The sequence below is a fragment of the Dyadobacter koreensis genome, from assembly GCF_900108855.1.
Classification (GTDB): Bacteria; Bacteroidota; Bacteroidia; order Cytophagales; family Spirosomataceae; genus Dyadobacter; species Dyadobacter koreensis.
The window spans coordinates 225,548-239,423 of sequence record NZ_FNXY01000010.1; the positions used below are offsets into that span (position 1 = coordinate 225,548).

General features: G+C 40.4%; 12 protein-coding genes. 6 read left to right on the plus strand and 6 right to left on the minus strand.

Annotated features, from left to right (window positions below; all coding sequences use genetic code 11):
• Positions 1-72: 72 nt before the first annotated feature.
• A complete protein-coding gene (locus BMY70_RS27885) occupies positions 73-1,689 on the plus strand; it encodes a hypothetical protein (RefSeq protein WP_090341243.1) in 1,617 nt (538 codons plus the stop codon).
• Between the two features lie 45 nt (positions 1,690-1,734).
• Here BMY70_RS27885 and BMY70_RS27890 read toward each other — a convergent pair whose 3' ends face one another.
• Together BMY70_RS27890 and BMY70_RS27895 are read right to left on the minus strand one after the other, a co-directional pair.
• Positions 1,735-2,559 (minus strand): lipoprotein signal peptidase, encoded by an 825-nt coding sequence (locus BMY70_RS27890; RefSeq protein ID WP_090341245.1) that lies wholly within the window; start codon positions 2,557-2,559, stop codon positions 1,735-1,737.
• 51 nt (positions 2,560-2,610) lie between these two features.
• Positions 2,611-3,813 carry a proline dehydrogenase family protein gene (locus BMY70_RS27895; RefSeq protein WP_090341247.1) on the minus strand — a complete coding sequence of 401 codons (1,203 nt, stop codon included), beginning with the start codon at positions 3,811-3,813 and terminating at the stop codon, positions 2,611-2,613.
• Between the two features lie 186 nt (positions 3,814-3,999).
• Between BMY70_RS27895 and BMY70_RS27900 the strand changes: the two genes are divergently transcribed.
• Positions 4,000-5,094: a chorismate mutase gene (locus BMY70_RS27900; protein WP_090341249.1), complete on the plus strand. Its 1,095-nt coding sequence runs from the start codon at positions 4,000-4,002 to the stop codon at positions 5,092-5,094.
• Positions 5,095-5,228: 134 nt separating this feature from the next.
• Here BMY70_RS27900 and BMY70_RS27905 read toward each other — a convergent pair whose 3' ends face one another.
• Positions 5,229-5,861 carry a GDSL-type esterase/lipase family protein gene (locus tag BMY70_RS27905; protein WP_090341251.1) on the minus strand — a complete coding sequence of 211 codons (633 nt, stop codon included), beginning with the start codon at positions 5,859-5,861 and terminating at the stop codon, positions 5,229-5,231.
• 234 nt (positions 5,862-6,095) lie between these two features.
• Between BMY70_RS27905 and BMY70_RS27910 the strand changes: the two genes are divergently transcribed.
• Entirely contained in the window at positions 6,096-8,183 is a 2,088-nt protein-coding gene (locus BMY70_RS27910; RefSeq protein WP_090341483.1) for a S46 family peptidase, read from the plus strand.
• A gap of 49 nt (positions 8,184-8,232) precedes the next feature.
• Here BMY70_RS27910 and BMY70_RS27915 read toward each other — a convergent pair whose 3' ends face one another.
• Positions 8,233-8,835, minus strand: coding sequence for a thymidine kinase (locus BMY70_RS27915; RefSeq protein ID WP_090341253.1), 603 nt, complete (start codon positions 8,833-8,835; stop codon positions 8,233-8,235).
• Positions 8,836-8,950: 115 nt separating this feature from the next.
• On the opposite strand from BMY70_RS27915, the gene BMY70_RS27920 reads away from it, so the two are divergent.
• The 3 genes from BMY70_RS27920 to BMY70_RS27930 are packed head-to-tail and all read left to right on the plus strand — an operon-like array spanning position 8,951 to position 11,834.
• The gene (locus tag BMY70_RS27920) at positions 8,951-10,087 is read left to right on the plus strand and encodes a DUF8457 domain-containing protein (protein WP_090341255.1); all 1,137 of its coding nucleotides are present in this window, start codon (positions 8,951-8,953) and stop codon (positions 10,085-10,087) included.
• A 35-nt stretch (positions 10,088-10,122) separates the two neighbouring features.
• Complete coding sequence (locus tag BMY70_RS27925; protein WP_090341257.1) at positions 10,123-11,004, plus strand: PorV/PorQ family protein; 882 nt, start codon at positions 10,123-10,125, stop codon at positions 11,002-11,004.
• 59 nt (positions 11,005-11,063) lie between these two features.
• Complete coding sequence (locus BMY70_RS27930; protein WP_143072163.1) at positions 11,064-11,834, plus strand: hypothetical protein; 771 nt, start codon at positions 11,064-11,066, stop codon at positions 11,832-11,834.
• A gap of 20 nt (positions 11,835-11,854) precedes the next feature.
• Here BMY70_RS27930 and BMY70_RS27935 read toward each other — a convergent pair whose 3' ends face one another.
• Positions 11,855-12,700, minus strand: a complete 846-nt coding sequence (locus tag BMY70_RS27935; RefSeq protein ID WP_090341261.1) for a hydroxymethylglutaryl-CoA lyase-like TIM-barrel protein — start codon at positions 12,698-12,700, stop codon at positions 11,855-11,857.
• 87 nt (positions 12,701-12,787) lie between these two features.
• Positions 12,788-13,849: an NAD-dependent epimerase/dehydratase family protein gene (locus BMY70_RS27940; RefSeq protein ID WP_090341263.1), complete on the minus strand. Its 1,062-nt coding sequence runs from the start codon at positions 13,847-13,849 to the stop codon at positions 12,788-12,790.
• Positions 13,850-13,876: the final 27 nt, after the last annotated feature.

The window sequence follows — 13,876 nt, forward strand, 5'->3', positions numbered from 1 at the left end:
ACAGGATTTGTTAATTTTGCGTTATGGAATCTACATCCCTAAGCTCATAAAATAAATTATATTTCTGCAATTATGGTTTTTAAAAATATCTTTTACTTTCTCATACTCACGTTAACTGCGTTTTTTTCATATCCGGTTGTGGCACAGGATAATGCACAAAATAGCGGAGGCGGATCATCATTTCAGCTGATTTTTCCGAGAGAGGCTGACTGGAACACTTTGGAGGAAGGCAAAGAGATCAACTTTCATTTACAGGTAAGAGGGGGGAAAAGTGATTCTGTTCGTTACAGTATTTCGAGCGGATATAGAAAAGATATGAAGTTTGACTCTTTGGGTCATTTTGTCTGGACGCCGACTTATGAAATGGCCGACCGTATTAATACTGTGAAATTATGGCCTATCGTTTTCGAAGCTACAAATCAGGCTGGTGAAACGGTTTCCCAGCAGGTTGCCTTCAAAATTATGCACGTCAACCGTGCCCCCGAGGTCGATGAACTGAAACCTTTTTATGTTCAGTATAAAACCCAGAACACCTATCAGATTGATATGAATTCAGTGCGTGATCTCGATGGAGATCCTGTTGTTTTTATCCCTGTTTTGGATGGTATGCCGGAAGGTATGAAAATGACGGCTGCTGGTGAAATTATTTGGGATCCATCTACAACCCAATTTAACTTGTTGAAAAAAGGCCCAAGATATATTGAATTCTATGTGGAAGACCAACCGTCGAAAACACGGACAAAAGGGCGGCTGAAGCTGGAAGTTACCCAAATGGATCTTGAACCTGATTTTAAAATTGTACCGCAAAGTCAGTTAGTACGCAGTAAAGAGAATAACAGGATCAATTTAAAATTTACTTTGTCGGATCCAAATGGTGATGATGATATTGCTGAATTTGGCTTTGTTTCTGAAAATAAAAATGTTCCATCTTCGGCTTTGGTAAAAAATGCGCCGACAAGTTATGAATTCATTTGGGAGCCGGGTTATGATTTTGTAAAAGACCCTTTTGATTCACTGGCATTCAATATCACGTTTTACGTGTTGGACAAAGCGCAAAACAAGAAGGAAAGAACATTAAGGTTTTTGATTGAGAATACGGTGAACGAAGCCGAGCGTGATGCGTATGTTTACGGTCTCTACCGCGGCGGATTGATAAATGCTTGGAGTTTGCTTGAACAGATGAAAGAGAAGGAGGGTGAGCTTAAAAAGGCATATGGAAGAGCTAAGAAAGGCAAGAGGAGTCGTTCGTTAATAAATGCGTCTTTGGGAGCTACCACGGGTTTGGCACCTGTAATTGCCAAAACAAATCAGGATACGAGAGGTTATATCACAACGTTGGGAGGAACTACTGTGGCCACTTTGGGAACGCTTGAAGCTACCGAGGTTATTGGTAAATCAACCAATGGTTTGCTGGACCGCTTTAACTATGTAATGCAGAAGAAAAACGAGTTGCAGAATAAGGGAGATGTTTTTGCCCGTGAATATGCTCAGAAATCAGCCAGGCGTTCTCCGGATTTTGTTCGTAAACTGGATGAATTTAAAGCGCTGATGAACCTGAGTGGGTTAGTAGCTCTTGAACTGGATGCGAATTGGGAAAACAAGAAGGCAGCTGGTTATGATGAAAAGAAAATCGATGCTGCAATTAAAAAGACTTTCAAAGATTTCATGCCTCTGGAAAAAGATGAATAATCTTGGAGGCGGGATAAATAACATGCGTAAAACAAAAACGAGAGCTTAAAGGCTCTCGTTTTTGTTTTCTTCTTTTCGTAAATCGATTTCCCTGGGAGGATCGCTTTCCTGCGGATCAATGTTCTTGGGAATATCGGAATTTGCAAAGTTAGTAGTCATATCCAACTCGTTTTTTGAAGATTCTTCCGTAGGAATGGTGGGTTCAGTGTCAAGAGGTAAATGTGGTTCGGGCGTAACCTCCAGGTTTTCTGAATCATTTTTCGTGGTTGCCGGATGAACTTCTTCGTCCAGATTATAAAAATGCCCCTGGAAAATCAGAATACTACAGACACCCAGAAAAATACATGAATCAGCAATATTAAAGATAGGAGTAGAATAATATTGTCCACCCCAGAGAGGAACCCATTCAGGAATAAATCCTTCCCAGAAATCCACAAAAATCATATCGATAACCTGCCCGTGAAACCACGGAGTTGGTGATCCGTATGGAGCATTGTCAAGAAATACACCATAAAACGTGCTATCGATTACGTTTCCCACGGCACCGGCAAGAATCATAGACAACGCCCATAATAACCCTTTGGATGCACCGCTGCGAGCCAAATGAACCAGGTACCACCCAATCGCACACATAGCAAGTAAACGGAACAGTGTAAGGAATAATTTACCGTATTCATGACCAAGCTGCATGCCAAAAGCCATGCCGGGATTCAGTACGTAATGCAGTTTAAGCCAGTTTCCGACCAGCAAGATCTGTCCTGAAAAACCTGGTTCCATATACTTATAGACCAGAATTTTTGACAATTGATCCACTGCAATTAATAACACACTGAACAGTAAATACCGACTAGGGTTTTTTGGTTGATTCATTCCAGAATTATTACAATTAATATCGATGTGATTGCAAAAATAGCAAGTTCCTTATAAAGAACTCAATCCTCGTCTTTGCATTTCACTTTTTACCAGAAGGTATTCTCTGCTGCTTTGGCCGGCAATCGAAGTGTTTTCCTCTGCGCGACGGATCAAATACGGCATTACAGCATCAATAGGGCCATAAGGCACATACTTCGCAACATTATAGCCGACTTTCGCAAGGTTATAAGAAATATTATCACTCATCCCTAAAAGCTGAGCAAACCAGATGCGGTTATCATCATTTTTAAGGCCCAGTTTTTTCATTTTACAGGTGCAGTACTGTGAGCTGTACTCATTATGAGTACCAAGGCAGATCGATATATGCTCAACATTTTCAAGACAGAAATCGATGGAGGCGTTATAATCTTTGTCCGTTGCTTCTTTTGAAGTGTGGATCGGGTTGAAATATTCTTGCTCACGTGCGCGGATACGTTCCTTTTCCATGTAGGCACCCCTTACAAGTTTACCGCCCAGTACGTAGCCTTTTTGTCTTGCAGTCAGATAAGCACTTTTCAGCGCGGCCAGCGTTTCGTGTCTGTAAAATTGATATGTATTATAAACGATGGCTCTTTCTTTATTATATTTTTCCATCATTTCGTAAGCAAGGTCGTCAATGATACCTTGCACCCAGCTTTCCTCTGCATCAACGAAAATACGTACATTCAATTTATGCGACAATGAACACAGCTTTTCAAGTCGTTCCTTCACACGTGCAAAAGCAGCTGTTTCAGATTCGGATAATTCATTCTTATGCTGTACTTTTTCCAAAAGCTCCGTAGAAGCAATTCCGGTAACCTTAAAAACTGAAAAAGGGATGTCTTTTGATTCAGATGCTTTTTGAATAGTACGTAAAATTTCATCTGCCGTTGCGTCAAAACTTTTTTCATCGTCTTCTCCTTCAACCGAGTAGTCAAGGATTGTCCCAACGCCTGAATTGGCCAATGTTGAAATGGTATGCTGGCAGTCACTAATCGTCTCACCGCCACAGAATTGTTCAAAAATAGTGACCCGGATAAGATTTTTTATAGGTAAGTGAAGCTTTAGAGCGATCTTTATAAAAAAAGTGCCTAAATTTACCACTCGAGCCTGATTCATTAAGCTAAATAACCAGTAGGTTTTCCTGAGTTGAGAATCTGATTTTGAAGCAAATGCTATTGAAGTGTCTTCAAAAAATACAGGTATTTGATCTTTTTGTGAAGCGTAAGCCATTTTTTAAGTTTATCGTAAGTGGGTTTCCGCATGGTTCGTAAGTAAACCGAATTGGACAAAAGTAGTACAAATATTGTGCCGCTTACTTTTGGAGCATCAAATGTACGGCAATCCGTTAAATACGCATAATACCGAGTCGAAATATTATAGTTATCTTATTGTTTTATTAAGGACAAGTTTTTGAATATGAATGCTTCTCTAGATATCCTTCCGCTTAGCAGTTGGATCAATACCGAAGGAAAACCTTTGGTAATCGCCGGACCTTGCAGTGCAGAGACCGAGGAACAAATGTTGGAAACCGCAAGCCAGATCAAAAAAGAAGGATTTGCACACGTACTTCGTGCGGGAATTTGGAAGCCAAGAACTCGTCCTGGAAGTTTTGAAGGGATGGGCGAAGCAGCATTGCCATGGTTGCAAGCTGCAAAAAAAGAGACTGGATTACCTGTTGCTATTGAAGTGGCAAATCCTCAGCATATCGAATTGGCATTAAAATATGGTGTAGATATTCTTTGGGTTGGTGCCCGTACTACGGTAAACCCATTCAATGTTCAGGAATTGGCCGAGGCGCTTAGAGGCGTTGATGTTCCGGTTCTTGTTAAAAACCCTGTTAACCCTGATCTTCAGCTTTGGGTTGGTGCCTTGGAGCGTTTAAACCAGGCGGGTGTTAAAAAACTAGGTGCTATTCACCGTGGTTTCTCTAACGCGCAGGAAACAAAATATCGTAATTCTCCAATGTGGAATATTGCGATCGAATTGAAAACGATATTCCCTGAACTTCCTGTGATCGGTGACCCTAGTCACATGGCTGGAAAACGTTCATTGTTGTTTGAAATCGCACAACGTGCACTTGACCTTAACTATGACGGTTTGATCATCGAATCTCACCGTGATCCGGATAAGGCATGGTCGGATGCTTCTCAACAATTGACTCCTCCTGCTTTGGCGGAAATGTTGCATGAGCTTCACGTTCGTAAGGAATCTTATCCAACAGACTACCAGTCTCAACTGGAAGTTGTTCGTGGAAAAATTGACAACCTTGACCGGGAATTGCTTGAGAATCTTGCAAACCGTATGTCATTGGTTGAGAAACTTGCTGAGTACAAACGCGACAATAACGTTGCTGCCTACCAGGTTGATCGTTTCCGTGAAGTATTGGATACACGTGCGGCATGGGGAAAAAGCTTGAATCTTTACCCGGCCCTTGTTGACGAGCTTTTCAAACTTGTTCACATGGAGTCTATCCGTAAACAAACTGAAGTTATGAACCAGATCAACGCATAATTGTTGGTCAGGATTTTGAGATAATAAAACGGGGCACTTTCTCAGGAAGGTACCCCGTTTTTGCTAATAGATTCATCAAAAAGCTCTTACTCTGATGAATCATTTTTCTGACCTGAAATGTGTCATTCAAATGATCAAATATTCTTCGCTGCCAAAATTCGATTAATTTCTCTTCCCCATATCTTATATGCCTCGGCATTCAAATGTGTCTTATCAACTGCAAATTCAGCTTTGAGACCAGTAGAGTCAGCCAGGTATGGGTTCAAATTTATATAGCTGATTTTGTGTTGCTGACAATACTCGATAAGGAAATTGTTTAATCTAATTACTTCCGCTTTGCTGACAGGATCATTTTGTTCAAATAATGTCAATGTTACAATTGGCGTTATCCTGTTTTTCAAAAGTGTTTCTAAAATAACCTGATAATTCTGTTGGATTTTTTCTTGTGCTACACCAACAGTAATATCATTGATGCCTGCTTCGACGAAGCAAATTTCCGGATGTCTGTCAACAACATTTGCCTGAATAAGTCCCAGAAAATGGTACGTACATAATCCTGGAAAACCGCTGTTGAGTACGTCCGTCCGGCCTAAAAGCTCAACCCATTTTCCCTGTGCAGTTAAAGAATTGCCAAACATGACAATTTTCGAATCACCCTTCATGGCCACGAATTTTTGAATCCACTTATCCCGAAAAATATAAGCAACGGTTAAGAGAAAGATGATGTTGAATAAAAATGAAATAAAAAGTAGTTGTTTGATTTTCATTCCTCGCTATTATTTGTCTGGTTAGACTGAAAGCTTTCGCTCAATATAACTTCCAACTTATCCAACGGTCACCTCTGTACCGAAAGTTGAAATTAACGATCTGTAATTCCAAAGATCAATTTTATAGCCCAGATAATAACGATATATTTATAATAACATAAGTTTTAAGTAAACTTGCGGCTTATTTGCAACATTGTTACATTTTATTAACATCAATATTTTATGCAGTCAACAATGAAAATCATTAAAAAACTTAGCTTGCTTGGACTGCTTTCCTTTGGGAATGTAATGGTTCAGGCGCAGGATATCAAACATGACTCTGTGAAAGCAGGCGAGTTTGATATGGGGAAGATGTGGACTTTTGATACCCCGCCGGCTGAGTATTTTAAGAAAACATATAATTTCTCCCCTGATGAAAAGTGGTTTGAAAAGGCACGCTTGTCTGCACTGCGATTTGCTACTTATTGCTCTGCCTCATTCGTGTCATCCAATGGACTGGTTATGACTAACCACCACTGTGCCCGCGAATCCGGCGTTGCAGTTCAGAAAAAAGGAGAAGATTTTCTCGCAAATGGGTTTTATGCCGCCAAACTCGGGGATGAGAGAAAAGTGCCGGAACTTTTTGTTGATCAGTTGGTAAAAATTGAAGATATCACCGAACGTATTCAAAAAATTGAAGATCAGGGAGAGTCCAATACCGAACGTGTAAAACTTCGGGATCAGGCTTTCGAAACTATAAAAAAAGAATATCAGGCGAAAGACGGCTGGAAAGATTTAGAAGTGGAAACGGTTAGTTTTTACAGCGGCGGCCGTTATTCGTTGTATGGTTTTAAAAGATATAAGGATGTGCGGGTAGTTTTTATGCCTGAGCTCCAGATGGGTTTTTTCGGAGGTGATCCTGATAATTTTACGTATCCGCGCTATAATCTCGACTGCTCATTTTTTCGTGTTTACGATGACAACGGAAAACCTTTGCGAACCGAAAACTATTATAAATTCAACACAGATGGTGTTAAAGACGGTGAGCCTGTTTTCGTGGTAGGGAATCCTGGAAGTACAGGACGTTTACGTACAGTGGATGAATTGGAATTTGACCGCGATCTTGTAATCCCTTTTACGTTGCAGTTGTTGCGAAACCGTTCGCTTGCTTTGCAGGAATATAACAAAACTGCAAAAAGCGATAGTATTCTAAATGAAATATTCAGCTATGAAAACAGCTACAAGGCTTATGAAGGAAGATTAGTGGGAATGAAAGATCCTGTGCTTATGGCTCGTAAGCGGGATTTTGAAAAGAACTTCAAAAAGGCAGTTCGTGAAAATCCCAAACTGACTTCCAATTACGGCATGTGGGATGATATTTCTGAAAATGTTAGAATTTTGCGTTCGGGGCGTAACGATGTGTCCATTATGCAGCCAAATCCACTTTCGCGTGGCGAACTGCTTACTTTTGCACAACAACTTGTTGATTTTGCAACTTTGGCTCAATCAAATCCGGATCGTGCAGCGACTTTGAAAGGAACATTAAAAGCTTTTAAACCATCAATACCTTCGTTAGAAGAGGCTTACCTGGCAGCTCATTTTGAAGAAGCGCTAACTTTTCTTGGCAAACAGGATGAATATGTGAGAATAGCCTTAGCTGGAAAAACACCAAAAGAAGCAGCCGCTGACGCATTGAAAAATACAAAACTCTCCGATGATACCTATGTAAATAAATTGCTGGACGGAGGGGCTGCTGCTATCGCGGCGTCCGAAGATCCATTAATCATACTGGCTATCATTTCACAGCCAAGATTTATGACAGCTGCGACAGCTGCGCGCGATGCAAACGCAAGATTAAATGTTGAGCGCAGTAATCTGGGTCGTCTGCTTTATGATGTTTACGGAACCAATATTCCGCCGGATGCGACATTTTCTTTACGTATCAGTGATGGTGTAGTGAAATCTTTTGAATATAACGGCACAACAGCGCCTGTCAAAACAACCTACTTTGGGATGTATGATCGTTACGAATCTAATAACGGAGTGTTTCCATGGTCGTTGCCTAAACGTTGGTTAAATCCTCCGTCAGAACTTTTGAAAGCGCCGGTTAACTTCATTTCCACAAACGATATTATTGGCGGAAATTCAGGATCGCCTATGATTAATCAAAAACTGGAAGCGGTTGGGTTGATATTTGATGGTAATGTCGAAAGTTTGCCCGGATATTTCATTTTCGCCCCTGACGCCGGAAACCGGACAGTCTCTGTGCATGCCGGAGGAATGATTGCGGCGATGAAACATATTTACAAAGCAACGCGTCTGGTTGACGAGTTGACAAAATAAACTACATTCAGGTTTTACAGCGGTTTAAAACTGTTGTAAAACCTGAATTTCAACATGGCTGATCGTAAGCCTCTTCTCCCAAATTAAAACATCTGCGGCATCTTGCTTCGTAAAGATCCGTTTCTCCTAAAAGTACCTTCTCATTTGAAGACGAGAGCCGGTAAGAATGCGAAGCGACTTCTCCGCAGACCATACAAATTGCATGGACTTTGGTCACATATTCTGCGAGCGCCATCAGTTGAGGCATACATCCAAAAGGCTTACCCAGATAATCCATATCAAGGCCGGCGATGATCACGCGCTTTCCGGCATTCGCCAGCGTGTCACACACAGAGACAATTGATTCGTCAAAAAACTGCGCCTCGTCCAAACCGATCACTTCCGCATTTCCTGCCATTGAAATGATCTCCGACGATAAATTTACAGGCATCGCTTCAACGGAATTCTCATTGTGCGAAACAATGTTCTCCATATGATATCGTTTATCCAGAGCAGGTTTAAAGATCTTTATTCTTTGGCGGGCAATTTTGGCGCGGTTGAGCCTGCGAATTAATTCTTCGGTTTTTCCGGAGAACATGGATCCGCAAATAACCTCAATCCATCCGGTACGAGGGTATTGGTGGTGTCTTGTATGAGAAGGCTCAATAAACATGATAGCCGTGAAATAAGTTGAATCTGGAATCGACTGCCCGAACAGCCATTTTTTAATTATCTTTACAAAACAAACACATTTTTTAAACACTCTTGTTACAAAGCTCTTATTCGTTATGCCGAATAGTTTGAACACAAATGCACTTAACCAATATGCAGCGCGATTTACGGCTACTGTCCTAAATGAAGCGTATCGTAACCAAGCTGTTATAAAAGGGGCTGAATTACTTAAACTTACACCTGTTCGTCAGGTAAATCTGGGTATTCTGAACCGTTTGTTTGACCAATGGAAAAATACAGCGCTGGCTTTTAGAAGCATATATTTTGATTTTGAAAGTGAAGACGTGAAAACGGCTCTTCAAAGTTTCATGAATACGGTTTCTCAGAATATTGCTGTTAAACGCAATGATCTGGAACCGCTTTTCATCGAGTCGGTCAAAGATACGATTACACTTTTATACGCGCCTGAAAGTTATTTCGAAGAGAAACTCAGAGCAATGCCAGAGTCTACCTTTACAGCTGATAATGCGCAGCAGTTGATTAAATATACCCAAATTCATAACGGTATCGCCAAGGCTTTGTCACAGCGTCTGGAAGACAGCAGCTCTGATTCGGTGTATATGACGCAGGTCATCGGTTGGTTATATGAAATAAAAGGTAATACCGAATTGCTGGATGACATAACTCCATTTGTCAGCCAGTTCTCTGAAATACTGCCTTTGGATTCTTCCGAGCTGCTTCCTGCGACGCCGGCTTCAAGTTTTTCGTCACAAACAACGCTTAAAAACGAACCAAAATCTTTTTTTGATTCTGCTTTTTCTGAAATTGATCCGAAGAAACCAGTATCTATTCCGGTAGCACCGTCGGTACCGCAGCGCGCAGAACCTGGATTGGCAATTCTTTCTGAAATAGTTTCAAAAACAAATTCTACGGAAAGGGATTCTTTGAACAATCGCTTTAAGGTTGAAGTGCCCAAATCGTCTGAGGAAAACCGGTACGGAAATGTTCAGGTGAAAGTTGAAAATATTGCCGGTTCTATTCCTTTGGGACAACGTTTTATGTTTGTCAACCAGTTGTTCAGTAAAAATGCCGAGCATTTTGATAAGGCAATTTATGAGCTTGATCTGGTAAAAAGCTATGAAGAAGCCGAAAATCTGATCTGGCATCGCTATGCATCGAAGTATGCCTGGGACGTGAACGGAGAAGCGGTTCAGGCGTTACTTGCTATTGTCAAACGCAAATTCAGTTCGTGAGAAAAGTTTAATAAATAATTTTACTGGCGTGTTAAATGAAAGAGCAATCTGGACATTTATCTCGACAGAAAAACTTCCTTCGATCTTTCGTTATCTTTCTGATATTATCAACGAAGAGCTTCGCCGACGGGTCTCCATTTCCCGTCGGTGCGAGATCTTGGGGACTGGCAAATGCCACAATTGCGCGTTCTGATTACTATTCAATCGGAAATAACGTCGCGGGTCTTGGTGGAATAAAAACCGCAGCAATCTTTTCCACCTATAATTCTCATTTTAATTTTGAGGGTATTAGTACTTTGGGTGTCGGTGCTGTTATGCCTTTATCAGAAGATCTTGGAATAGGATTATCGATCCGGCGATTTGGGGATAACGTTTATAATCAGATAGCTGTGGGTGCAGGAGCCGGGCATCATATTGGAAGATTTAGTCTTGGACTCAAACTCAATTATCTTCAGACGGCTATTAGTTCATCCGCAATTATTTTCAGTAAAAAAGCACTTGTCTTAGAATTTGGCGGGATCGTAATGATATCGTCAAAATTATATTTTGGCGCGCACATGTATAATGTTACGCAGTCGTCTTATTCGGATAATTTAAGAGAAAGAGTTGATACTTCTTTAAGGACTGGATTTTTGTACAAACCTTCCAAAACTGTTGAGTTGAGTGCAGAAATAGAAAAGGTTACAGATAATCCTATGACTTTAAGAATTGGTCTCGAATATGAAATTGTTAGAAATTTTTTTGTCCGTACAGGAATAAATTCAAAACCTCAGACAAACCATTTTGGAATAGGCTTTAAGGTCAGTCAGTTTCATTTGAATTACGCGATGCATACACATCCGCAATTGGGATGGTCACATCATTTTTCTATTTGCTATGTATTTTTCGGCAATAAGAATACTGCAATAAAAAATTGAGCTCAATATAAAATTTATTAATATTTTATATATTTAGGCAACCGCTCAACTTTAGTCAAATGAATATAACGATATTAAGTCTGATGATTTCACTTTTTGGAATTGGTTGTAGCGAATGTGTCAATGAACGGCCAATGGAAAATTTAAACGGATTTGAGGAAGACATTAACATAGAAGAAATTAAAGAAGCTTTTCTGAAATTATCATCTGCTGAAGTAGAGAGTGATGAGAATATTTCTAAAAAAGGGAATCTGCGAGAGTCAACAATCCACTGGAAGGATGCCGTTCTATATCCTGACCAAAATATAATTCGGATTCCATTTTCTTCCAAAACTAGTCATTTCACTTTCATGGACGATAGTTCAGCAATAAGCTATGATAATGCCTCTATTTTCATCATTTCTAGAAAAAACGGGTTATATGTATTTGAAATAATGACAAAAATACCTGACTTGGTTTATCTTCGCAGCACTCAGGAAATTCCTGATTTTTCAGGAAAATTAATTTTCGAAGACATCAATGGTCAATTTTTAAAAGGATTTACAGTAAGCAAGGGCAAAGTTGATGGTGCTATCGTCAAATTATCCGGGAGAGCTTCAATTAAAGGAGGGTTAATTGTCAATTGGTATGCAGGAAGAGATCATAGAGATCTTGATTCAAAAACTGTTCCAGTACAAACAGAATATTTTGACATGAAACACTCCGATTGCCCATATCAGATCGACGATTTTTATACGTCCATAGGAGAATACAGGCCTGCTAATAAATGGAGATACGTTTTCCCTGAAGTAAAGAGAAGTTGGAAAATATTGCCTCCCTCTGCTTACTAATATAATCTACGTTGACAGACTCACCGAATCAAGTGTAAGAACATTTCTCTGGCGTCGCTGAGCGCTTTTAAATTTAATAAGGCATACTCGTTTTTCTCTGTTGTATAGTCAATTAATTTTTCCATCGGCATATTTCCAACCAAATCATCCTGCGCCAGAGGACAACCTCCATATCCTAACATCGCACCGTCGAATCGCCGGCAACCTGCATCATACGCCATGTCAATTTTAGCTTTCCATTCCTCAGGTTTGGTATGAAAATGTGCGCCGAATTCCAGATCAGGATGGGTAGGAATTAGATGTTTGAAAAGCGATTTAATGTCATCAGTCTTTGCCAAACCGACAGTATCAGATAACGAAAATATTTTCACACCGTATTCGGAGATTTTTTTTACCCAATGCAAAACAATATCCGGGTTCCACAGATCACCATAAGGATTACCAAATCCCATTGAAATATAGATAACCAGTTTCTTATTATTTTTTATGCATAAGGACTGAATCGCATCGACGCGCTGCAAAGATTCTTCTACGGATGAGTTCGTATTTCTCAACTGAAAAGTTTCAGAAATAGAAAATGGATAACCGAGATAAGTGATTTGCTCAAAAGCGCAAGCCTCCATAGCGCCGCGTTCATTGGCAACGATCGCCAACAATTTAGTCGAAGTTGTAGAAAGGTCAAGTTTTGGAATGATGGCTGCGGTATCGCTGACCTGAGGCATCGCCTTTGCGGAAACGAAACTGCCAAAATCCAGCGTGTCAAAACCGACCTGAAGAAGTTTGTTCAGGTACTCAATTTTTTTTTTAGTAGGGATAAAAGGATGATGGCCTTGCCAGGCATCGCGAGGACATTCGATGAGTTTCATAGGCAATTGGATTACAAAATGCTATGAGATAATTAAAAGGTTTTACCGGCTATTTATGCCAAACGATCCGGTAAAACCTTTTTAATTTTATTTCAAAATCGGAGCTAAATCTTTTTCGTTTTCAGCAAGCCAGGCAGTAATATCTTCAACAATCTGGCGGATACCAATTTTTGGTTCCCAGCCAGTCATTGCCGTCACTTTCGTGTTGTCTGTCAAATATAGACGTATATCAGCCGTACGTGTTTCCGGAACCACTTTGATAGGGATAGTTTTCCCAGTTACTTCCTGACATATTTTTGTCAATTCCTGCAACGAAGCGCTGCTTTGCAAACCGCCACCTGCATTCAGGATTTCACCGTTCACTTTATCGAGATTGTGAAGTTGCCAGTCAATCAAACGATAAAGATCTGCAACGTGGAGCATATCACGCATTTGTTTTCCTGTTCCGCCGTATCCGAAATAGCCTAATTGCTGCTCGAAATAATGTTTGGCAATCCAGAGTACCATCACGCCCTGATCAACTTTGCCCATTTGCCATGGACCTGTGATCACGCCGCAACGGTTAATTACAGTGCGCAAATTGTAAAACTCATTATATTCCTGAATGATTAATTCAGAAGCAAGCTTGGTTGTTCCGTAAAGGGAACGTGCGCCGTTCAACGGAAAATCTTCTGCAATTCCTTTGGAAGACACTCCTGGAACCGGTTGATCATCAGCTAAAGAAAATCGCGTTTCTTCTTCAACAAAATTTAACGTTTCAATCGTTTTTATAGGATAAACACGGCTTGTCGAAAGGAAAATAAAACCAGCTTTATGCTTCAAAGCATAGTTCAGGCAGTTTACAGTCCCGACAAGATTGGTGTTGATCAGATAATCTGGTGTTCCATCCAGGCCTGCCAGTACCGACGGTTCTGCCGAAGCTTCGATAACTGTATCCACGGCTGGAAATGCATCGAAATCTTCTTTATTTCTGATATCACCATGAACGAACTCAACACCTGCTTCCTTTAACCGGCTCAGATTCAATTCGGAACCACGACGTTTCAAGTTGTCTAATGCGAAAATCTGATAATCAGGATAGTTTAATTTTAGGGATATCGCCAGTGCCGATCCAACAAATCCGGCCCCACCGGTAATAAGTATTTTCATGAATAATATGAGTATATGAAAGATTGA

Excerpts from the sequence above, each read along its gene's own strand:
- BMY70_RS27885 (WP_090341243.1), top strand. The coding sequence starts at position 73 with ATGGTTTTTAAAAATATCTTTTACTTTCTCATACTCACGTTAACTGCG.
- BMY70_RS27890 (WP_090341245.1), bottom strand. The coding sequence starts at position 2,559 with ATGAATCAACCAAAAAACCCTAGTCGGTATTTACTGTTCAGTGTGTTA.
- BMY70_RS27895 (WP_090341247.1), bottom strand. The coding sequence starts at position 3,813 with ATGGCTTACGCTTCACAAAAAGATCAAATACCTGTATTTTTTGAAGAC.
- BMY70_RS27900 (WP_090341249.1), top strand. The coding sequence starts at position 4,000 with ATGAATGCTTCTCTAGATATCCTTCCGCTTAGCAGTTGGATCAATACC.
- BMY70_RS27905 (WP_090341251.1), bottom strand. The coding sequence starts at position 5,861 with ATGAAAATCAAACAACTACTTTTTATTTCATTTTTATTCAACATCATC.
- BMY70_RS27910 (WP_090341483.1), top strand. The coding sequence starts at position 6,096 with ATGAAAATCATTAAAAAACTTAGCTTGCTTGGACTGCTTTCCTTTGGG.
- BMY70_RS27915 (WP_090341253.1), bottom strand. The coding sequence starts at position 8,835 with ATGTTTATTGAGCCTTCTCATACAAGACACCACCAATACCCTCGTACC.
- BMY70_RS27920 (WP_090341255.1), top strand. The coding sequence starts at position 8,951 with ATGCCGAATAGTTTGAACACAAATGCACTTAACCAATATGCAGCGCGA.
- BMY70_RS27925 (WP_090341257.1), top strand. The coding sequence starts at position 10,123 with ATGAAAGAGCAATCTGGACATTTATCTCGACAGAAAAACTTCCTTCGA.
- BMY70_RS27930 (WP_143072163.1), top strand. The coding sequence starts at position 11,064 with ATGAATATAACGATATTAAGTCTGATGATTTCACTTTTTGGAATTGGT.
- BMY70_RS27935 (WP_090341261.1), bottom strand. The coding sequence starts at position 12,700 with ATGAAACTCATCGAATGTCCTCGCGATGCCTGGCAAGGCCATCATCCT.
- BMY70_RS27940 (WP_090341263.1), bottom strand. The coding sequence starts at position 13,849 with ATGAAAATACTTATTACCGGTGGGGCCGGATTTGTTGGATCGGCACTG.